Here is a 19,607-nt window from a genome sequence, read left to right as displayed (position 1 = left end):
TGATCGGCCAGCCAGCCGATATATTCCAGATGCGTCACCAGATTGCGCGCACCCGCCCGGATCCGCCCCGAATCCGGATGCCCGCCGCCGCGGACCTTCTTCATCACCCGCTCCTCGACCAGGTTGGCGGTGACCTCGCGCATCATCTTGTCGTCGAACCAGGCCACCAGACGCCGGATCTCGGCCCGCTGCCGGGCCGATCCCGCCAGCAAGGGCGGTTCCGGCCGCGTCTCCTCCAGATATTCGCAGATCGCCGCGCTGTCCGCGATCACCGCCTGACCATGCGCCGGGTCGTCGACGAAGACCGGCACGGTGGCGGCGGGGTTCAGCCGCAGGAAGGTCATCTCCCGCGTCCAGGGGGTCTCTTCGACCAGCTCCACCTCCACCCGCTTTTCAGCGAGCGCGAGACGGACTTTGCGGGCGTAGGGCGAGAGGACGATGTGATGCAGTCGGCGCATGGGCGGGTCGGGAGCTTCCGGAAGGGGAGGGATGTCGGGATGCGCGCGACACTCCGCTTTCGCGCGCGCCGATGCAACCGGGGCGGGGAGACGCGGGGGGCTTCAGCCGTTCAGCACGCAGGCGCCGTCGCCGTTGGCGCGCAGGGTCTCGGCCCCCTGCACGATCCGGGCGGCGCGGCGCGACAGGAATCCCGAAGGCCGCGCCGGGTTCCGGGCCTTGGGGTCGGGCAGCGCGGCCGCGATCAGCGCCGCCTGGCGGGCCGTCAGCTCCGGCGCGCTCACCCCGAAATGCGCCTGGGCGGCGGCTTCGAGGCCGAACACGCCCTCGCCCATCTCGGCCACCTCGAGATAGATCTCCAGCACCCGGGCCTTGGGCCACATCCCCTCGACCAGCAGGGCGAAGCCGGTCTCCAGCCCCTTGCGGATCCAGGTGCGGCCCGGCCACAGAAAGGCGTTCTTCGCCACCTGCTGGGTGAGGGTCGAGCCGCCGCGCAGGCGCTCGCCGTCGGCGTTGGCCTCGAAGGCCGCGCGGATCGCCTGCGCGTCGAAGCCGAAATGCCCGCAGAACCGTGCGTCCTCGGCCGCGGGGAAGGCGAGGCGCACCAGATCGGGCAGGGCGTCGAAATCCAGATCGCCGCGGCGGATCTCGCCCAGCCGGGCGCGCTCCGTCTCCATCAGCACCGTGGTCGGGGGCGGGACCACGCGGTAGAGCGCGACCCAGAGCGCCGCGAGCCCCAGCGCCACCGCCGCCGCCTGCACCGCGCCGCGCAGGAGGCGGCGCACCGGCCCGCGGCGGGGGCGTTTGGCGGAGGCGGAGCGTTTGCGGAAGGCCATGGGCGGAGCCTAGCGCCCCCCCCGTCCGACGCAAGCCTGCCCGTGCGGCCCCCTTCGCCGGGGGCCGCGCGCGCTCGGCTCATCCGCCGCGACCGCCGCCGCAGCCGGAGCCGGGGATTTTCGCAGGGCGTTCCCGAATTCCGAAAATCGTCCGCGCCCCATGAAAAAAGCCACCGCCTTTCGACGGTGGCTTTCATGTCGATCGCCCCGAGGCGCGCGGCGCGTCAGGCGGAGACGGCCTCCACCTTGTCCGACAGCGGATGCGGGATGCGGTTCAGCATCTCCTTCGGGCAGATCTGCAGGAAGCGGTTCCGCTCCACGTCCCAGTCGCGCAGCAGGCGCGCGGCCAGCGGGCTGCCGGTGGAGGCGACATGCTCCTCCATCAGCTCCTCCAGCACCCGTTCCCAATGGGCCGACTCGAGCCCCTGGGCGACCAGCGTGTCCGGGTTCATCCGCGCCATGAACGCCCTGTCGGGATCGTAGACATAGGCCATGCCCCCGGTCATGCCGGCGCCGAAATTGTCGCCGACCGGGCCCAGGATCACCGCGACGCCGCCGGTCATGTATTCGCAGCCGTTCGACCCGCAGCCCTCCACCACCACCGAGGCGCCGGAGTTGCGCACGCAGAACCGCTCGCCGGCCCGGCCCGAGGCGAACAGTTTCCCGTCCGTCGCCCCATAAAGCACGGTGTTGCCGATGATGGTGTTGTCCTGCGGGGTCAGCGGCGACCCCAGCGGCGGACGCACCACGATCATGCCGCCGGAGAGACCCTTGCCCACATAGTCGTTGGCGTCGCCCCACACCTCGATCTTCAGCCCCGGGGCCGCGAACGCGCCCAGCGACTGACCGGCCGAGCCGTTGAGCTTCACCGTCAGGTGCCCCGCCTGCAGCCCGTTGTTCCGCATCCCGAAGGCCTGGACGATATGCGAGGACACGCGCGTCCCCACCGTCCGCTGGGTGTTCTGGACCGAATAGCTCAGCTCCATCTTCTCCCGCTTCTTGAAGAAGGGCTGGGCGTCCTCGACGATCTGGGCGTCCAGCGTGTCCGGCACCGCGGTGCGGGGCTTCGAGCGGTCGTAGGTGGCGTGCTTGCCCTCGTCGATCTTGATGAGCAGCGGGTTGAGGTCGAGGTCGTCGAGATGCGCCGCGCCCCGGCTGACCTGACTCAGCAGGTCGGCCCGCCCGATCACCTCATCGAGCGACCGCGCGCCGAGCGAGGCGAGGATCTCCCGCACCTCCTGCGCATAGAAGGTGATCAGGTTGACCACCTTCTCGGCGGTGCCGGTGAATTTTTCGCGCAGGCGCGGGTCCTGGGTGCAGACGCCCACCGGGCAGGTGTTCGACTGGCACTGACGCACCATGATGCAGCCCATGGCGATCAGCGCCGCGGTGCCGATGCCGTATTCCTCGGCCCCCATCATCGCCGCGATGACGATGTCGCGGCCCGTGCGCAGCCCGCCGTCGGTGCGCAGCGTCACCCGCTCGCGCAGGTTGTTGAGCGCGAGGACCTGATGCGCCTCGGTCAGCCCCATCTCCCAGGGCAGACCCGCGTACTTGATCGAGGTCTGCGGCGAGGCGCCGGTGCCGCCATTGTGCCCGGCGATCAGGATCACGTCGGCCTTGGCCTTGGCCACGCCGGCCGCGATGGTGCCGACGCCGGTCGACGACACCAGCTTCACGCAGACCTTGGCCCGCGGGTTGATCTGCTTGAGGTCGTAGATCAGCTGCGCGAGGTCCTCGATCGAATAGATGTCGTGATGCGGCGGCGGGCTGATCAGCGTCACGCCGGGCGTCGCATGGCGCAGCTTGGCGATCATCTCGGTCACCTTGAAGCCGGGCAGCTGCCCGCCCTCGCCGGGCTTCGCGCCCTGGGCGACCTTGATCTCCAGCTCCTCGCAATGGTTCAGGTATTCCGCCGTGACGCCGAAGCGCCCGGACGCCACCTGCTTGATCTTGGCGGACGCGTTGTCGCCGTTCGGCATCGGCTCGAAATGCGCCGGATCCTCGCCGCCCTCGCCGCTGTCGGACTTGGCCCCGATGCGGTTCATGGCGATGTTGAGGGTCTTGTGCGCCTCCGGCCCGAGCGCGCCGAGCGACATGCCCGGCGTCACGAACCGTTTGCGGATCGAGGTGATGGACTCCACCTCCTCGATCGGCACCGGCTTGCCCTTGGCCTTGAAGTCCAGCAGATCGCGCAGGTTGATCGGCGGCTGGGCGGCCATGCCGGCGGAATACTTCTTCCACATCTCGAACGAGCCGGTGGCGCAGGCCTGCTGCTGCATGTGCATCAGGCGCGCGCCCCAGGCGTGGGTCTCGCCCGACTTGCGCAGCTTGTAGAGCCCGCCGATGGGCAGGACGGCGTCGGCCATGCCGAAGGCCTTGGCATGGATGCCCTCGGTCTTCTTCTGCAGGCCCGAGAGCCCGATGCCGGAGATGCGCGAGGTCATGCCGGGGAAGTAATCCGCGACCATGGCGCGGGAGAGCCCCACCGCCTCGAAGTTCAGCCCGCCGCGATAGGACGAGATCACCGAGATGCCCATCTTGGACATGATCTTCAGCAGGCCCTGGTCCACCGCCTCGCGGAAGCGCTTCACGGCGGACGACAGCGGACCGTCGAGCAGGCCGCGGTCGATGCGGTCGGCGATGCTGTCCTGCGCCAGGTAGGCGTTGACCGTGGTCGCCCCGCAGCCCAGCAGGACGGCGAAGTAATGCGGGTCGATGCACTCGGCGGCGCGCACGTTGACCGAGCAGAAGGTGCGCAGGCCCTTCTTGGTCAGCCAGCTGTGCACCGCCGAGGTGGCGAGGATCATCGGCATCGACACGTGGTCGGCGTCCACCGCCTCGTCGGTCAGGATCAGGTGACCGATGCCGGCGCGCACGGCCTCTTCCGCCTCGGTCCGCACCCGGGCGAGGTGACGGCGCAGGGCGCCCGCGCCTTCGCCCACCGGATAGACGCAGTCGATCCGGCGCAAGGAGGCCCCGAACGCTTCGCGCATCGCCTCGAACTGACCGTTCGACACGAACGGGCTTTCCAGCGTCAGGATCTCGGTCTGGGAGCTGTCCTGATCGAGCACGTTCTTCAGGTTGCCGAACCGGGTCTTGAGCGACATCACCCGATGTTCGCGCAACGAGTCGATGGGCGGGTTGGTGACCTGGCTGAAGTTCTGCCGGAAGAAGTGGCTCATCGGGCGGAACTGCTCGGACAGCACGGCCGAGGGCGTGTCGTCGCCCATCGAGCCGATGGCCTCCTTCGCGTCCTCCGCCATCGGGTGCAGGATCGTCTCCAGCTCCTCGATCGAATAGCCGGCCGCGATCTGGCGCTTGCGCAGCTCGTCGCGCGCGAAGAGCCGCGGCTCGTCGGCGCCCTTCACCACATCCTCGAGGTCGGTGATCGTGCCGACCCACTGCCCGTAGGGCTGCGAGTTCGCCAGCTCGTCCTTCAGCTCGTAATCATGCAGCAGCCGGCCCCCGACCATGTCGACGGCGAGCATCTGTCCCGGCCCGAGCGCGCCCTTCTCCACCACCGTCATCTCGTCGATGGGGACCATGCCGGCTTCGGATCCCGCGATCACCAGCCCGTCGCCGGTCACCACGTAGCGCATCGGCCGCAACCCGTTGCGGTCGACGCCGGCCACGACCCAGCGGCCGTCGGTCATCGCCAGCGCCGCCGGCCCGTCCCAGGGCTCCATCACCGAGTTCGAATAGGCGTACATGTCCCGCCAGGTCTGCGGCATCGCCGACGCGGTCTTTGACCACGCTTCGGGCGCCAGCATGGTCTTCGCCATCGGCGCCGACCGCCCGGCATGGACCAGCACTTCGAACACCGCATCGAGCGCGCCCGAGTCCGACGACCCCGACGGCACGATCGGCTTGATGTCCTCCGCGGTGTCCCCGAAATAGGTCGAGGCCATGCGGATCTCGTGGGACTTCATCCAGTTGACGTTGCCCTTCAGGGTGTTGATCTCGCCGTTATGGGCGAGCATCCGGAACGGCTGGGCCAGCCACCATTGCGGGAAGGTGTTGGTCGAATAGCGCTGATGATAAAGCGCGAAGGCGCTCTCGAACCGCTCGTCGCGCAGGTCGGGGTAGAACACCGACACGTCCTCGGCCAGCATCATGCCCTTGTAGATCACCGAGCGGCACGACAGCGAGCAGATGTAGAAGCCGTTGGCATGGGCCGCGGCCACCGCCTTCTCGATCCGGCGGCGGATGACGTAGAGCTCGCGCTCGAACGTATCGACGTCGGCGTCGGTGTTGCAGGCGATCAGGATCTGCTCGATCTCCGGCCGGGTCGCGTTGGCCTTTTCGCCCAGCACCGAGATGTCGACCGGCACATGGCGCCAGCCGTAGATGTAGTGGCCCATGCGCAGGACTTCCGTCTCCACGATGGTGCGGCAGGCCTCCTGGGCGGAGAAATCGGAGCGGGGCAGGAACACCTGGCCGACGGCGAGATGCCCCGGCTTCGGCTCATGGCCGGTGCGGCGGATCTGCTCGTCGAAGAAGGCCCGCGGGATCTGGACATGGATGCCGGCGCCGTCGCCGGTCTTGCCGTCCGCGTCGACCGCGCCGCGATGCCAGATCGCCGACAGCGCGGAGATCCCGGCCGCGACCACGGAACGCCGCGGCTTGCCGTCGATGGCGACCACGAGGCCGACGCCGCAGGAGGCGTGCTCGAACTCCTCGCGGAACATGCCGGTCTCGGCCAGACGCTTGCGCTCGGCTTCGTGGCGGGCGACCCAGCTCTCGTCGTAGTCGGTCATGTCCATGCTCCTTCGATGGGAGGCCGCTTGTCTCGCCCGGCGTCGCAGCGCGCGCCGCATGGGGCGTATCGGTGGGCGTATCGGTGGGCGTATCTGGCCGGGGCCGCCGCGGATGGCGCGCGGCCCCGGAAGGTTCTTCGGCGCGACGCGTCGGCCGCAATACCCGACGCAATCGCCTGGCATACGCGCGGTGCACGCGTGTCATACGCTTTGCGCCGCACCGGTTTTCGCGCCGCGATCGGCGTCATCCCGGTCTTGCGGTCCGGAAGCGGCAGGCGTCCTGTCCGACCGGCCCCGCTCGGGCCTTGTTCCTTCCGGCGGCGGCGGCGCGGGCGATCACGTCTCCCGCCGCCCCGGTTCCGCCCGGCGCCTTATTAATAGGCGGCGCCGGCGGGTCGCCTATTCGGCCGCGATGACCGAGGCGCGGGCGTCAAGCCTCGCCGCGATGGCCTCCGCCGCCTCGCGTCCGTCGCGGATCGCCCAGACCACGAGGCTCGCGCCCCGCACGATGTCGCCGGCGGCGTAGACGCCGTCGAGCGCGGTCTGATGGGTGCGATGGTCGGTCTTGATCGTGCCCCAGCGGGTCACGTCGAGCCCGTCCACGCCCCAGAGCTTGGGCAGATCCTCGGGGTCGAAGCCCAGCGCCTTGATGATGATCTCGGCATGTTCGGTATAGTCCGCGCCTTCGATCTCCTCGGGCGTCTGGCGGCCGGTGACGTCGGGCGCGCCGAGGCGCATCTTCGCCACCCGCACGCCGGTCGCGGTCGTGTCGCCCACGAAACCCTTGGGGGCGGCGAGCCAGACGAATTCGACCCCCTCCTCCTCGGCATTCGCGACTTCGCGCTGCGATCCCGGCATGTTGGCCCGGTCGCGCCGGTAGAGGCATTTGACCGAGGTCGCGCCCTGACGGACCGCGGTGCGCACGCAGTCCATCGCGGTGTCGCCGCCGCCGATGACCACCACGCGCTTGCCGTTCGCGTTCAGTTCGCCCGACTCGAATTCCGGCACGCTGTCGCCGAAGCCGGTCTTGTTGGAGGCGGTGAGGAAGTCGAGCGCCTTGAGAATGCCGGGCAGCCCTGCGCCCGGCCCGCCCAGATCGCGGGACTTGTAGACGCCGGTGGCGATCAGCACGGCGTCATGCTTGTCGCGCAGCTCCTGGAAGGAGAGGTCGACGCCGATGTCGACGCCGAGCGCGAAGGTGACGCCGCCGTCTTCCAGCAGCTTGTTGCGGCGCATCACCACGTCCTTCTCCAGCTTGAAGCCGGGGATGCCGTAGATCATCAGGCCGCCCGCGCGGTCGTAGCGGTCGTAGACGGTGACCTGGAAGCCGCGGCGGCGCAGCATGTCGGCCGCCGCCAGCCCGCCGGGGCCCGCGCCGATGATGCCGACCGATTCCGGACGCTCGTGCAAGGGCTTGGCGGGTTTCACCCAGCCGTTCTCCCAGGCCGTGTCGGTGATGTATTTCTCCACCGCGCCGATGGTGACGGTGCCGTGGCCCGACTGCTCGATCACGCAGTTGCCTTCGCAGAGCCGGTCCTGCGGGCAGATGCGGCCGCAGATCTCGGGGAAGGTGTTGGTGGCCTGCGACACGGCGTAGGCTTCCTCGAGCCGGCCTTCCGCGGTCAGCTTCAGCCAGTCGGGGATGTTGTTGTGGAGCGGACAATGCGTCTGGCAGTACGGCACGCCGCACTGGGAGCAGCGCGAGGATTGCTCCTCCGCCTTCGCCTCCGCGTACTCGCGGTAGATTTCATCGAAGTCGCCGCGCCGCGCCTCGGCCGCACGCTTTTCGGGCATGCCGCGGGGCACATCGACGAACTTGAGCATCTTCTGCGGCACGGGCGCCCTCCTTGCGCAACGGCTGGGTCTCCTCGCGCGCAGGGCGCGGGGGGCTCTGCGCATTATTTACGGGAATCGAAAATGGAATAAAAGACAGAATAGCTGTCCTATATATCGGGAAAATGCGCCCCACCCTGCCGGCGCGCCGCCATTCATCCCGTTAATAGGTCATCATGGCTGACCTTCGCCATTTCTCTAGCATCGCAGGCCGCCTTGGCCTACACCGCCGCAACCCGTCGAAACCCCGAGCCGGACTCAGCCATGCCCCTGTTAGATCTCGTGATTCTCGCCCTGATCCAGGGCGTGACGGAGTTCCTGCCGATCTCCTCCTCCGGCCATCTGGCGCTGTTCCCGGCCCTGACCGGAGAGACCGACCAGGGCCTGATGATCGATGTGTCGGTCCATCTCGGCACATTGGTGGCGGTGATCATCTTCTTTCGGCACGATGTCGCACGCGCGGTGGTCGGCGGGGGCCATGTGGCGACCGGCCGAACCTCCACCCCCGAAGCCGGTCTGGCGCTGCGGCTGGTGGTGGCGACGATTCCCGTGGTGATCGCCGGGCTGATCCTGTCGGCGGCGGGGATGACCGACATCTTCCGCAACGTCGAGGTCATCGCCTGGGCGACGCTGATCTTCGGCGCGGTGCTCTATGTCTGCGACCGCTTCGGTCCCCTGGAGAAGAAGGCCGAGGGCTGGTCCTGGCGCGATGCGATCCTCATCGGCCTGGCGCAGGCCGTCGCGCTGATCCCGGGCACGTCGCGTTCCGGCATCACCATCTCGGCGGCGCGCGCGCTGGGCTATGAGCGCACGGACGCGGCGCGGATCTCCATGCTGATGTCGATCCCCACCATCATGGCGGCAGGGGTTCTGACCATCAAGGATATCCTCGACGCCGGCGACGCCTCGCTCGGCTCGGACGCGATGATCGCGGCGGCGCTGTCCTGCGTGGCCGCGCTGGCGGCGCTGGCGTTGATGATGCGGATGCTCAAGACGTGGACGATGACGCCCTTCGTCATCTATCGCTTCGTCCTCGGCACGGCCCTGCTGATCTGGCTTTACGCCTGATCGCGAAGGCTGAGCCCCGCCGCCGGGCGGGGGCTCAGCCCGGCATCGTCAGGATGATCGCGCCGCGATCGGTGGCGACGACGGTGTGCTCGTATTGCACGACCGGGGCGCAGGGCTCGCTGTAAAGCGTCCAGCCGTCGTCGCCATCGGTCGCCATCAGGCCGCCGGCGGACAGGAATGGCTCGACCGTCAACACCAGCCCCTTGTCGATGCGGCGCCGGTCGCGCTTGTTGGGCCAGGTGGCGATCTCGTCGGGATATTCGTGCAGGGACCGGCCGACGCCGTGGCTGGCGAGGTTGCGGATCAGCGTGTAGCCGCGGGCCGAGGCGAAGCGGCCGATGGCGTTCCCGATCCCGGCCAGCGGCTTGCCGGCGCCGACCTCAGCGATGCCGATCTCCATGGCGCGTTTCCCGTCGCGGCACAGACGATCCAGCGCGGGGTCCACGGGCGCCACGCGGAACGTCGCTCCGGTGTCGGCGAAAAACCCGTTCTTCGAGGCCGAGACGTCGATGTTCACCAGATCGCCCGGCGCGATCACGCGGTCGCCGGGGATGCCGTGGGCGATTTCCTCGTTGACGCTGATGCAGGTGGCGCCGGGGAAGTCGTAGCTGGCTTCGGGGGCGGATTCCGCGCCCTCGCGCTCCAGCAACGCGCGGCCGATGGCGTCGAGCTCGCGCGTGGTCATGCCGGGCTCCATCGCTTTGGCCATGGCATGCAGGGTGTTGGCGACGATCCGGCCGATACCCTTGAGGCCGTCGAGCTCATCGGGCTGGGTGATGGTCATGGGTTCGTCTCCGGCGCCGCGGCTGCAAGGCGAAGGGGCGCGCCCGGCCGGACGCGCCCCCTGGCGATGGCCCGAAAGGCTCAGACCTTGCGGAGGTTCTTCGCGCTCTCGGTCAGGCGCGAATACTGGCCCTGGGGGCGGTAGGCGTAGAGGTAGGTCTCCAGCACCGCCTCCATCGCGGTGGGCTGGATGCCGAGATCGGCGAAGCCCTTCGCGTCGTCGGCCACCACATTGTCGAAGCCGAGCAGGGCGATCTGGTCGAGCGTCAGCGTCCGGTTCACGTAGAGCCCGCCCGTGAGGCTCTGCGCGAGGCCGAGCAGCCGGGCCGGGATCCTGGCGAGGCCGGCGGGCAGGTCGACCACCATCCGGCGGCGCCGGGTGATGGTGAGCATCTTGTCGATGAGCTGGCGCAGGGTCGCGACCTCCGGCCCGCCGAGTTCATAGAGCCCCGGCGCGGCGTCCCCGGCGGCCAGCTTCGCCGCGGCGTCGGCGATGTCGCCGACATAGACCGGCTGGAACCTGGTCGACCCGCCGACGATGGGCAGCACCGGGGCCATGCGGGCCATGCCGGCGAAGCGGTTGAAGAATTCGTCCTCCGGCCCGAACACGACGGAGGGGCGCAGGATCGAGGCGGTGGGGAAGGCGTCGAGGATCGCGGCCTCTCCGGCGGCCTTGGCCCGCGCGTAGCCCGAGGGGCTGTCGGCGTCGGCGCCGATCGCGGAGATATGCACCATGCGCGTCGCGCCCGCGGCGGCGGCCGCCTTCGCCACCCGGGCGGCGCCGAGCGCCTGGACCGAGTCGAAGGTCTGCTTGCCGGTCTGGGTCATGATCCCGATGCAGTTGATCACCACGCTCGCCCCGGCCACCGCGCGCGCCACCGAGGCGTCGTCGCGGATATTGGCCTGGATCGGCTCGACCTGGCCGACATCGCCGTAGGGCTTGAGGAACAGGGCCTCGTTGGGGCGGCGCACGGCGGCCCGGATCCGCCAGCCGCGCCGCGCCAGGCGCTGCGTGATGTGGCGGCCGAGGAAGCCGGAGGCGCCGAAGATGGTGACGAGGGGGGCGGGCTCGGTCATGACTATGGCTCTCCCGTTCTGGCGGTCCCCGCGCAGGCGCATGGGCCGGCGGCGGGGTCGCTGGATGCGCGATGGCGCGCGCGGGCCGAGGGGCCGCGTCGCTCGCCCTTGGTTTCGTCTAGTCCGGGGCCGGGCGTCGGGCAAGGCGGCAATTCGGCGGTTTGCCGAGGATGGGCGGGAGCGAGGGCCCCGCGCCGGTCCTTGCGGGCCCCGCGCCGGCTCCGGCATCGGGGCCTGCCGAAACGTCACGACGCGGGTCGGCGAAGAAAGCGCGGGACAGCCGTTGACACGCCCCGCGGCGATCAATAACAACCCGCTCCACGACACCTGCCCAGGTGGCGGAATTGGTAGACGCGCCAGCTTCAGGTGCTGGTTTCCGCAAGGAAGTGGAAGTTCGAGTCTTCTCCTGGGCACCACCTCCTCTTACCAGGGAGGGTCGGGAAAAGGACCGCGGCGCAAGCCGCGGTCCTTTCGCTTTTCGGGCCCCCCCGCCTTCCGCACGAGGCTCCGGCCACCCGCACTCCGGCCGCAGGGGTTGACGGCGCCGCCCCCGCGCACCAAACCTCGCACGCCGTCCCCGGAGGCGGCCCGCGCAGCCTGCGAAGAGGGCCGGATGACCGTCCATTCTCATGAAGGCGATCTGCCCGACGGGCTGGATCTCGGCCCCGTCGTGGCCATCGATTCCGAAACCATGGGCCTGCAGCCTCATCGCGACCGGCTCTGCGTCGTGCAGCTCTCGGCCGGCGACGGCGACGCGCATGTGGTGCGGATCCCGCAGGACGCGACCTCGGCCCCCAATCTGGAGCGGCTGCTGGCCGATCCCGACGTGCTGAAGCTGTTCCATTTCGGGCGATTCGACATCGCGGTGATGGCGCATCGATTCGGCGTGGTGGCGCGGCCCGTGTGGTGCACCAAGATCGCCTCCAAGCTGGTGCGCACCTATACCGACCGGCACGGGCTGAAGAACCTGTGCCAGGAGCTGCTGGACCTCGACATCTCCAAGCAGCAACAGAGCTCGGACTGGGGCGCGCCGGCGCTCAGCGCGGCGCAGCTGGACTACGCGGCCTCCGACGTTCTGCACCTGCACGCGCTCCGCGAAGAGCTGGAAACCCGGCTGATCCGCGAGGGAAGACTTGAAATCGCGCGGCGTTGTTTCGATTTCCTGCCTGACCGCGCCATGCTGGATCTCGCCGGCTGGCCCGAACAGGACATTTTCGCGCATTAGCGCCGGCGCGCGGCCGACGACCCGGCCCGCCGAATGGGTCGGGGCGCGCCCGCGCCGCCACCCCATCGGCATCCGAGGAGCGTCATGAGCGTCACCGTCCGGCCCGCAACGGCCCCCGAAAAGACCCCTGCGCCCGCCGCCTCCCTCGATATGGCGCGCGCCCGCGTCGCCCGCGACGTGGAGACCGGGCGCCGGGTGCTGGCGATCGAGGCGGAGGCTCTGGCCGGCCTCTCCCAGACCCTCGACGATGAATTCGGCGCGGCGGTGCAGGCGATGCTGGAGTGCAAGGGCCGCATCGTGGTGTCAGGCATGGGAAAGTCGGGCCATGTCGGGCGCAAGATCGCGGCGACGCTCGCCTCCACCGGCACCCCGGCCTTTTTCCTGCACCCCGCGGAAGCGAGCCACGGCGATCTGGGCATGCTGACCGAAGCGGACGTGGCGCTGGTCCTGTCGAATTCCGGGGGCACGCCCGAGCTCGCCGACGTCATCGCCCATTGCAAGCGCTTCGGCATCACCCTGATCGGCATGGCGAGCCGGGTGGAGAGCCCGCTGCTCGCCCAGTCCGACATCCGCCTGCTGCTGCCCCGCGCGCCGGAGGCATGCTCGGTCGGCATGGCGCCCACCACCTCCACCACGCTGGCGATGGCGCTGGGCGACGCGCTGGCCGTGGCGCTGATGGAGCGGCGGGAGTTCACCGCCGAGCATTTCGCGGTGTTCCACCCGGGCGGCAAGCTGGGGGCGCAGCTGATCAAGGTGCGCGACCTGATGCATGCGGGCGATGAGATGCCGCTGGTGGCCGAAGACGCCTCGATGCGCGACGTGCTGCTGGTGATGAGCCAGAAGGGGTTCGGCATGGCCGGCGTGGTCGACGGCGACGGCGCGCTGGTCGGGGCGATCTCGGACGGCGACCTTCGGCGCAACATGGACGGGCTGCTGGAGCGGCAGGCCCGCGACGTCGCCACCCCCAACCCGCGCACCATCCGGCCCGAGGCGCTGGGCTCGGAGGCGGTGAAGATGATGAACGATCCGGGCCGCCCGGTGCTGTGCATCTTCGTCGCCGACCCCACGCTCGGCCCGCAGCCGCTGGGGGTCCTGCATGTGCATGACTGCCTGCGCGCCGGGCTGGACATGGGCTGAGACCATGGCCGCGGTTTCCGGAGGATCGGGCGCAGGGGGGCGGGGCGGCTATTCGCGCTGGGTGCGCTGGCTGAAGGTCGGGCTGCCGCTGCTGGCGCTGGCGCTTCTGTCCTCGCTGTTCCTGATCCCGCAGGAGAAGGCGTTCGACGGCGGGCTGGTCTATTCCACCGCGGACCTGATCTCGCTCGGCGAGGGGCTGCAGGTCACCAATCCGCGGATCGAAGGCGCGACGGCGGCCGGGGAGCCCTTCGTGGTCGAGGCCGACAGCGCCACGCCGGACGGGCCCGACCCGAGCCAGGTGGAGCTGAGCCATGTGCGCGGCGTGTTCGACCAGGCGGCGGGGCGGCGGATCAACCTGCTGGCCGATGTCGGCGTGCTGCGCCCGCGCGACCAGGCGCTGTCGCTGACCGGCTCGGTGCGGCTCGAGACGTCGGACGGCTATGTGGTGACCACCGACCGGGTCACCGCCGACCTGCGCGCCGGCGAGGCGGTCTCGCCGGGTCCGGTGGAGGCCGTCGGCCCCCAGGGCAGCATCGCGGCCGGGTCGTTCCGGGCCGAGCGTCGGGAGGTCGCGAAGGACGCGGACCCCGCCGCGGCGGATGCGAAGCTTGGCGCGCCGCGGCCGGGCGATTATCTATGGTTCGAAGATGGCGTCCGGGTGGTTTGGAAGCCCTCGCGCCCCGCGGAATGAGCCCCTCCGGCCGCCCCGCGGCGGCGGCGTCCACGACCAGAGCCGACGAAGGCCGCGCCCGGCCCGGCCGACCCAGACAGGAAGCGCGATGATGACCCCCATGATCCGGCAGCCCCGCGGCCTCGAACCGCGCCGCGACGCGCGGCCCGTCCTGCGCGGCCGGTCCGCGCGGGGTCGGGCGGCGCTCGCCCTGCTCGTCGCGCTGGGCGCGCCGGTGTTCGGCGTCGCCGCGCTGGCCCTGCCGGCGGCGGCGCAGGATGCGGCCAACCCCTTCGGCTCGTTCAAGCATGACGCGACCCAGCCCATCGAGATCACCGCCGACAGTCTCGCCGTCGACAACGCCGCCCAGACCGCGAGCTTCACCGGCAACGTGGTGGCGGGGCAGGGCACGCTGCGCATGACCGCGAACAAGGTCACGGTGAAATACGGCGGCGTCGGCGGGCCGGGGTCCTCGGGCGCGGCGAGCGGGACCGGCAGCATCGACAGCCTGCGGGCCGAGGGCGACGTGTTCCTGTCGAACGGGGCCGAGACCGCCAAGGGCGCCTGGGCCGATTACGACGTCGCGGGCGGCGTGGTGACCATGGGCGGCGACGTGGTGCTGACCCAGGGCGAGAACGCGATCTCGGGCGAGACGCTGCGAATCGACCTGAACAAGGGCGCCGGCGAAATCTCCGGCGGACGGGTGAAAAGCGTGTTCACCCCCCCCGCCCGGAAGAACTGAGGCGACATGTCCGACGGATCCACGATCCCGGCGCTCGGGTCCGAGGCGCTGGCGGGGGCCCATGACGCCGGTCTCCGCCCCCGCGCGGCCGGCATCCTGCGGGCCCGGTCCATCGGCAAGTCCTACCGCCGCCGGCCGGTGGTGCGCGACGTGTCGCTGGAGCTGGCGCGGGGCGAGGCGGTGGGTCTGCTGGGTCCGAACGGGGCCGGCAAGACCACCTGCTTCTACATGATCACCGGCCTCATTCCGGCCGATTCCGGCGCCATCGAGATCGACGGCCAGGACGTGACCCAGATGCCGATGTACCGCCGCGCGCGGCTGGGGCTCGGCTATCTCCCTCAGGAAGCGTCCATTTTCCGCGGCCTGACGGTGGAGGAGAACATCCTCGCGGTGCTCGAGCTGCATGAGCCGCTGCGCGCCCGCCGCTCCGCCCGACTCGATCAGCTGCTGGCGGAATTCTCCATCGGCCATCTGCGCCGCACGCCGGCCCAGGCGCTGTCGGGGGGCGAGCGTCGGCGGGTGGAGATCGCGCGCTGCCTCGCCTCCGATCCGGCCTATGTGCTGCTCGACGAACCCTTCGCCGGCGTCGACCCGATCGCGGTCGGCGACATCCGCGACCTGGTCTCCCATCTCAAGCATCGCGGCATCGGGGTCTTGATCACCGACCACAATGTGCGTGAAACTCTCGGGATCATCGACCGGGCATATATCTTGCATGAGGGGCAGGTGCTGATGAGCGGCGCCCCCCGCGAGGTTGTCGCGAACGCGGAAGTCCGCCGGGTCTATCTCGGCGAAAGCTTCTCGTACTAGGGCGGGGTCCAACGCGGCCCGCCCGGTCCAGAGAGGGGATGGGAGGCGCCGCCCGCATGATCGGACCGCGTCTGGAGCTTCGGACCGCGCAGCAGCTGGTGATGACGCCCCAGCTGCAGCAGGCGATCAAGCTTCTGCAGATGTCGAACCTGGAACTGTCCCGGTTCGTGGATGAGGAGATCGAGCGCAACCCGCTGCTCGACCGCGGACCCGACTCCGCGGGGCCGGAAGACGGCGTCGGGCGATCGCGGGAGGATCGCGCGGCGCGCGAGGCGGCGGCGTCCAGCGCCGACGCCATCAGCCAGGCCGAGCAGGGGCAGGGGGGCGAGCCCCGATCCGAACGCCTCGGCGCCGACGTGGCGATGCGCGACGGGGCCGAGAGCATCGGCGGCTCTTACGAGACCGGCACCGACGAGCTTTACGACGTCGACGCCGCTGCGCGCGGCCCGGCGGTGGCCGAGGCCGCGTCGGGCTGGGGGCCGGGGGGCGACGCCTCGGGCTCGGCTTCGGCCGGCTGGGGGGCCGACCTGCCGGGGCTGGAGGAGACGCTGGGGGCGGAGACGTCGCTGATCGAGCATCTCGCCGGCCAGATCGGTCTGATCCGCGCGCCCCGCGCCGTGCGCAACGCCGCCATGGCGCTGGCCGCGGACATCGACGAGGCCGGCTACCTGCGGATCGAAGAGGACGAGGCCGCCCGCCGGCTCGGCGTGTCGGCGGCGGAGCTGAGCGAGGCCATCGGGCTGCTGCATCAGTGCGAGCCGGTGGGCATCGGGGCCCGCAGCCTCGCCGAATGCCTGTCGCTGCAGCTGGTCGAGCGCAACCGGCTCGATCCCGCCATGGCCGCCCTGCTCGATCATCTGCCGCTGCTGGCCCGCGCCGACTTCAAGGCGCTGGCCCGGATCTGCGGGGTGGACGACGACGACGTGCGCGACATGGCGGCCGAGATCCGTCGGCTCGACCCCCGCCCCGGCCGCGAGTTCACCGCCCCCCCGGCCTTCGCCGCAGTGCCCGACGTCTTCGTGCGCCGCCGCCCGGACGGAACCTGGGTGGTGGAGCTGAACACCGACACCCTGCCGCGGGTGCTGGTCGACAACGCCTATGCGGCGGAGCTGGCGGCGGGAGGGGACGCGGCGGCGAGGCATTTCGTCTCCGAATGCCGTCAGTCCGGCGGCTGGCTGGTGCGCAGCCTCGAACAACGCGCCCGCACTATCCTCAAGGTCGCGGTGGAGATCGTGCGCCGCCAGGAGGCGTTCTTCGCGGAAGGCGTCTCGGCCCTGCGTCCGATGACCCTGCGCATGGTGGCCGACGAGATCGGGATGCACGAATCCACCGTCTCCCGCGTCGCCGCGGGCAAGCATCTCGCCTGCGAACGGGGGATTTTCGACCTGCGCTGGTTCTTCACCCAGGCGCTGGCGGCCACCGACGGGGGCGAGTCGCACTCCGCCACCGCCATTCGCGACCGGATCCGGGACATGATTCTGGCCGAGGACCCGCGAAAGACCCTCTCGGATGACCGTTTGATGGCAATTCTCCGTAACGACGGCGTGGATATTGCGCGACGTACTGTCGCGAAATATCGTGAGGGCATGAACATCCCGTCGTCGGTCCAGCGCAGACGTCTCAAGTCCGCCGCCGCCTCCTGAGAGAGGCGACGGCGGCCCGGGCGGGATGACGGGGCGAAGTTCCCCCCGGCGCCCCTCTCGCGCAAGGCCGCGGCCCTCCCCAAGTGAAAGGGGACGGCCGCGGACCTTCGTGACCTGCGCGATGGCCCGGCGGCCGGGATGGCCGGCTCGCGGCGCGCCCTTGCAACGGGGGCGCGCCGCGCCCCGGCGCTAGCAGCGGAGGTCGTCAGACATGCACATCCAGGTGAATGGCAAGCAGATCGACGTGGGCGACGCGTTGCGTGGCCATGTAGAGGAACGCTTCGTCGCCGCCGTCGGAAAATACGCGGAAAATCCGATAGACAGCACCGTCACCTTCTCGCGTGACCGCCACGAAATCGTCTGCGATGCGCTGACCCACCTCTCGACCGGCATGATCGCCAAGGCCAAGGGCCGCGCCACCGATCCCTACGCCGCGGCCGAAAGCGCGTGCGCGCGGCTGGAGAAACAGCTGCGCCGCTACAAGCGCCGGCTGAAGGACCATCACCTCAAGCGGCGGGAGGAGCCGATCCCCGCCTCGATGGCCAACGGCTACGTGCTGCAGTCCGACCAGGACCAGGAGGAGGAGACCGACGAGCCCGAGGGGCTGGACCCGCTGGTCATCGCCGAGATGCGCCATTCGGTGCAGCGCCTGACGGTGGGGGAGGCGGTGATGGCGATGGAGTTCGCCGACGAGTCCTTCCTCCTGTTCAACAACAATTCCCACGGGGGGCTCAACGTGGTATTCCGCCGGCCCGACGGGAATATCGGGTGGATCGACCCAGCGAATCTGCCCGAAGGCTGACGCAGCCGAACCACGACGAAGACCCGGACGCAGATCCGGCGGCGGCGGGACGTGGGGAGCGTTCCCGCCGCAGGTGGTTCGCAGAAACCGAGAGACACAGGCCATGACACTCGAGCAGCTGATCGGGCCAGAGGCGCTTGCGCCCAGCCTGAAAGCCTCCAGCAAGAAGCAGCTCCTCCATGAGCTCGCCGGCCGCGCCGCCGACCGCAACGGGCTGGAGCCTCGCGCCGTGTTCGAGGCGCTGATGGATCGCGAACGACTCGGGCCGACCGCGATGGGCCGTGGCGTGGCGATCCCGCATGCGCGGCTGCCGCAGGTGAAGAAGATCACCGGCTATTTCGCGCGGCTGGAGAAGGGCGTGGATTTCGACGCCGCCGACGGCGCGCCGGTCGATCTGGTGTTCCTGCTGCTGGCCCCGGAGGACGCGGGGGCGGATCATCTGCGCGCGCTCGCCCGCGTGTCGCGCCTGCTGCGCGACGAGGGCCGCTGCGCCAAGTTGCGCGCCACCGCCGACCCCGCGGCGCTCTACGCCATCCTGGTCGAGACGCTGACCTCCGACGCCGCCTGACGGCGGCGACGGGCGCTGGACGGGCGGGGCCGGGGCCGCGCCTGCGGCCGGAGCAGCAGCGCCGCCAGCGCGCGCCTGCCGAGCCGCAAGGCCGCAAAGCGCCCGATCCCAACGCGTTCATCGTAGAAAAACCCGCCGACAACGCGTCGGCGGGCTGGGATTCATCGGAGAACGCAGCCGCGCCGCGCGGCAAGGTCCGCCCGGTCTCAGGGCGGGCGTTCGCGGGTCAGTGCACCGAGACCGGCACCTTGTCATGCTGGCGGGCGAGGACGAAGGCCAGACGCCTGTCGTCGGTCAGCGCCAGGCGCGCGCCCTCTGCGTCATGGATGGCGAAGAGCTTGCGCGCCGGCGCCTCCTCGGCCCCCGGCATCGCCGCGGCCTCTTCGGCCGAGAGCTCGCGCACATAGACGATGTCGCCCGGAATCCCGAGCCGCGGGGCGGCCTGCGCCCTGGGAGAATGGTCGGTCATGGCTCGTTCCTCCTGTCGATCTCGGTCCGGTCTCGGTCAGCGTCGTCGCGAAGGGTTTCGGGACGGTTGATCTCGATGGTCCGCACCACGGTCTGCGGTTCGGAGCGGTTCAGGTCCACATGCAGCAGCCCGTTTTCGAGCCGGGCGCCGCCGACCTCCATGCCATCGGCGAGCACGAAGCTCTTCTGGAACTGGCGCGCCGCGATGCCGCGATGCAAGAACACGCGATTCTCGGAGTCGTCGTTCTGCCGGCCGCGGATCACCAGCTGGGCGTCCTCCACGGTGATCTGCAGATCCTCCTCGCGGAAGCCGGCGACGGCGAGCGTGATCCGGTAGGCGTTGGGCCCCGATTGCTCGATATTGTAGGGCGGATATCCGTCGTTGGACGTCTTGGCGGTGCGTTCCACCAGTCTGTCGAGCTGCTCGAACCCGAGCAGGAACGGATGCGAAGCGAAGGTCATTCGCGACATTCGGGCGGTCCTCATCAAAGCGACGTGCCGTGAGGGCCCCGTAGGTGGCGACCCTCGTGTTCCGAAATATGGGTGGGCGCGGGGCGGAAATCAACAATCGGCGACAACGGCGCGCCGCGGGGCGCCGGAGGGGGTGCGCCGGAGGGGGTGCGGCGCCGGGACGGGATCGGGTGCGCCCGGCCGGTCGGGGGCAAGGCCGCGCGACGACCGGCGCGCCGGTGGCGGCCGTGCGCCCGCGCGGCGGTCCGGCGAAGCGCC

At 70.2% G+C, this 19,607-nt stretch carries 17 protein-coding genes and 1 tRNA gene; 10 read left to right on the top strand and 8 right to left on the bottom strand.

Annotated features, from left to right (window positions below):
- The 4 genes from ACTB72_RS14015 to ACTB72_RS14000 form a co-directional block, all read right to left on the bottom strand.
- On the bottom strand, positions 1-458 hold a 458-nt coding region (locus tag ACTB72_RS14015), incomplete at its 3' end, for a glutathione S-transferase family protein (RefSeq protein ID WP_463037618.1).
- A 102-nt stretch (positions 459-560) separates the two neighbouring features.
- Positions 561-1,292 (bottom strand): monofunctional biosynthetic peptidoglycan transglycosylase, encoded by a 732-nt coding sequence (mtgA, locus tag ACTB72_RS14010; protein ID WP_463037617.1) that lies wholly within the window; start codon positions 1,290-1,292, stop codon positions 561-563.
- Between the two features lie 224 nt (positions 1,293-1,516).
- A complete protein-coding gene (gene gltB / locus ACTB72_RS14005; protein ID WP_463037616.1) occupies positions 1,517-6,052 on the bottom strand; it encodes a glutamate synthase large subunit in 4,536 nt (1,511 codons plus the stop codon).
- Positions 6,053-6,451: 399 nt separating this feature from the next.
- Positions 6,452-7,876: an NAD(P)-dependent oxidoreductase gene (locus tag ACTB72_RS14000; protein ID WP_463037620.1), complete on the bottom strand. Its 1,425-nt coding sequence runs from the start codon at positions 7,874-7,876 to the stop codon at positions 6,452-6,454.
- A gap of 273 nt (positions 7,877-8,149) precedes the next feature.
- Between ACTB72_RS14000 and ACTB72_RS13995 the strand changes: the two genes are divergently transcribed.
- Entirely contained in the window at positions 8,150-8,953 is an 804-nt protein-coding gene (locus tag ACTB72_RS13995; protein ID WP_463037615.1) for an undecaprenyl-diphosphate phosphatase, read from the top strand.
- Between the two features lie 34 nt (positions 8,954-8,987).
- On the opposite strand, the gene map is transcribed toward ACTB72_RS13995, so the two are convergent.
- Together map and ACTB72_RS13985 are read right to left on the bottom strand one after the other, a co-directional pair.
- Entirely contained in the window at positions 8,988-9,737 is a 750-nt protein-coding gene (gene map, locus ACTB72_RS13990) for a type I methionyl aminopeptidase (protein WP_463037614.1), read from the bottom strand.
- 80 nt (positions 9,738-9,817) lie between these two features.
- Positions 9,818-10,813, bottom strand: coding sequence for a complex I NDUFA9 subunit family protein (locus tag ACTB72_RS13985; protein ID WP_463037613.1), 996 nt, complete (start codon positions 10,811-10,813; stop codon positions 9,818-9,820).
- 329 nt (positions 10,814-11,142) lie between these two features.
- Between ACTB72_RS13985 and ACTB72_RS13980 the strand changes: the two genes are divergently transcribed.
- The 9 genes from ACTB72_RS13980 (at position 11,143) to ACTB72_RS13940 (ending at position 18,410) form a co-directional block, all read left to right on the top strand.
- Positions 11,143-11,229, top strand: a tRNA-Leu gene (locus ACTB72_RS13980).
- A 197-nt stretch (positions 11,230-11,426) separates the two neighbouring features.
- Entirely contained in the window at positions 11,427-12,038 is a 612-nt protein-coding gene (locus tag ACTB72_RS13975; RefSeq protein ID WP_463037612.1) for a ribonuclease D, read from the top strand.
- Positions 12,039-12,188: 150 nt separating this feature from the next.
- Positions 12,189-13,175: a KpsF/GutQ family sugar-phosphate isomerase gene (locus tag ACTB72_RS13970; RefSeq protein ID WP_463037619.1), complete on the top strand. Its 987-nt coding sequence runs from the start codon at positions 12,189-12,191 to the stop codon at positions 13,173-13,175.
- A 4-nt stretch (positions 13,176-13,179) separates the two neighbouring features.
- A complete protein-coding gene (gene lptC, locus ACTB72_RS13965; protein ID WP_463037611.1) occupies positions 13,180-13,866 on the top strand; it encodes an LPS export ABC transporter periplasmic protein LptC in 687 nt (228 codons plus the stop codon).
- Between the two features lie 91 nt (positions 13,867-13,957).
- A complete protein-coding gene (locus ACTB72_RS13960; protein ID WP_463037610.1) occupies positions 13,958-14,587 on the top strand; it encodes an LptA/OstA family protein in 630 nt (209 codons plus the stop codon).
- Between the two features lie 6 nt (positions 14,588-14,593).
- Positions 14,594-15,397, top strand: a complete 804-nt coding sequence (gene lptB, locus ACTB72_RS13955; protein ID WP_463037609.1) for an LPS export ABC transporter ATP-binding protein — start codon at positions 14,594-14,596, stop codon at positions 15,395-15,397.
- Between the two features lie 56 nt (positions 15,398-15,453).
- On the top strand, positions 15,454-17,040 hold the full coding sequence (gene rpoN, locus ACTB72_RS13950) for an RNA polymerase factor sigma-54 (protein ID WP_463037608.1): 1,587 nt from the start codon (positions 15,454-15,456) through the stop codon (positions 17,038-17,040).
- Positions 17,041-17,251: 211 nt separating this feature from the next.
- The gene (gene hpf / locus ACTB72_RS13945) at positions 17,252-17,842 is read left to right on the top strand and encodes a ribosome hibernation-promoting factor, HPF/YfiA family (protein ID WP_463037607.1); all 591 of its coding nucleotides are present in this window, start codon (positions 17,252-17,254) and stop codon (positions 17,840-17,842) included.
- A 103-nt stretch (positions 17,843-17,945) separates the two neighbouring features.
- On the top strand, positions 17,946-18,410 hold the full coding sequence (locus ACTB72_RS13940; RefSeq protein ID WP_463037606.1) for a PTS sugar transporter subunit IIA: 465 nt from the start codon (positions 17,946-17,948) through the stop codon (positions 18,408-18,410).
- A gap of 226 nt (positions 18,411-18,636) precedes the next feature.
- Here ACTB72_RS13940 and ACTB72_RS13935 read toward each other — a convergent pair whose 3' ends face one another.
- Positions 18,637-18,879, bottom strand: a complete 243-nt coding sequence (locus ACTB72_RS13935) for a DUF1150 family protein (protein WP_463037605.1) — start codon at positions 18,877-18,879, stop codon at positions 18,637-18,639.
- Complete coding sequence (locus ACTB72_RS13930) at positions 18,876-19,349, bottom strand: Hsp20 family protein (RefSeq protein ID WP_463037604.1); 474 nt, start codon at positions 19,347-19,349, stop codon at positions 18,876-18,878. Before ACTB72_RS13930 ends, ACTB72_RS13935 begins: the two co-directional genes overlap by 4 nt.
- Positions 19,350-19,607: the final 258 nt, after the last annotated feature.

Source organism: Albimonas sp., assembly GCF_055129145.1.
Note: the sequence above shows the minus strand (reverse complement) of the source record. Positions and strands in the feature narration are given on the sequence as shown.

Bases quoted from the DNA above. Each gene is read 5' to 3' on its own strand.
- gltB (WP_463037616.1), bottom strand. From the start codon at position 6,052: ATGACCGACTACGACGAGAGCTGGGTCGCCCGCCACGAAGCCGAGCGC.
- ACTB72_RS13940 (WP_463037606.1), top strand. From the start codon at position 17,946: ATGACACTCGAGCAGCTGATCGGGCCAGAGGCGCTTGCGCCCAGCCTG.
- ACTB72_RS13985 (WP_463037613.1), bottom strand. From the start codon at position 10,813: ATGACCGAGCCCGCCCCCCTCGTCACCATCTTCGGCGCCTCCGGCTTC.
- rpoN (WP_463037608.1), top strand. From the start codon at position 15,454: ATGATCGGACCGCGTCTGGAGCTTCGGACCGCGCAGCAGCTGGTGATG.
- lptC (WP_463037611.1), top strand. From the start codon at position 13,180: ATGGCCGCGGTTTCCGGAGGATCGGGCGCAGGGGGGCGGGGCGGCTAT.
- lptB (WP_463037609.1), top strand. From the start codon at position 14,594: ATGTCCGACGGATCCACGATCCCGGCGCTCGGGTCCGAGGCGCTGGCG.
- ACTB72_RS13935 (WP_463037605.1), bottom strand. From the start codon at position 18,879: ATGACCGACCATTCTCCCAGGGCGCAGGCCGCCCCGCGGCTCGGGATT.
- ACTB72_RS13930 (WP_463037604.1), bottom strand. From the start codon at position 19,349: ATGTCGCGAATGACCTTCGCTTCGCATCCGTTCCTGCTCGGGTTCGAG.
- hpf (WP_463037607.1), top strand. From the start codon at position 17,252: ATGCACATCCAGGTGAATGGCAAGCAGATCGACGTGGGCGACGCGTTG.
- mtgA (WP_463037617.1), bottom strand. From the start codon at position 1,292: ATGGCCTTCCGCAAACGCTCCGCCTCCGCCAAACGCCCCCGCCGCGGG.
- ACTB72_RS13970 (WP_463037619.1), top strand. From the start codon at position 12,189: ATGGCGCGCGCCCGCGTCGCCCGCGACGTGGAGACCGGGCGCCGGGTG.
- ACTB72_RS14000 (WP_463037620.1), bottom strand. From the start codon at position 7,876: ATGCTCAAGTTCGTCGATGTGCCCCGCGGCATGCCCGAAAAGCGTGCG.
- ACTB72_RS13975 (WP_463037612.1), top strand. From the start codon at position 11,427: ATGACCGTCCATTCTCATGAAGGCGATCTGCCCGACGGGCTGGATCTC.
- ACTB72_RS13995 (WP_463037615.1), top strand. From the start codon at position 8,150: ATGCCCCTGTTAGATCTCGTGATTCTCGCCCTGATCCAGGGCGTGACG.
- ACTB72_RS13960 (WP_463037610.1), top strand. From the start codon at position 13,958: ATGACCCCCATGATCCGGCAGCCCCGCGGCCTCGAACCGCGCCGCGAC.
- map (WP_463037614.1), bottom strand. From the start codon at position 9,737: ATGACCATCACCCAGCCCGATGAGCTCGACGGCCTCAAGGGTATCGGC.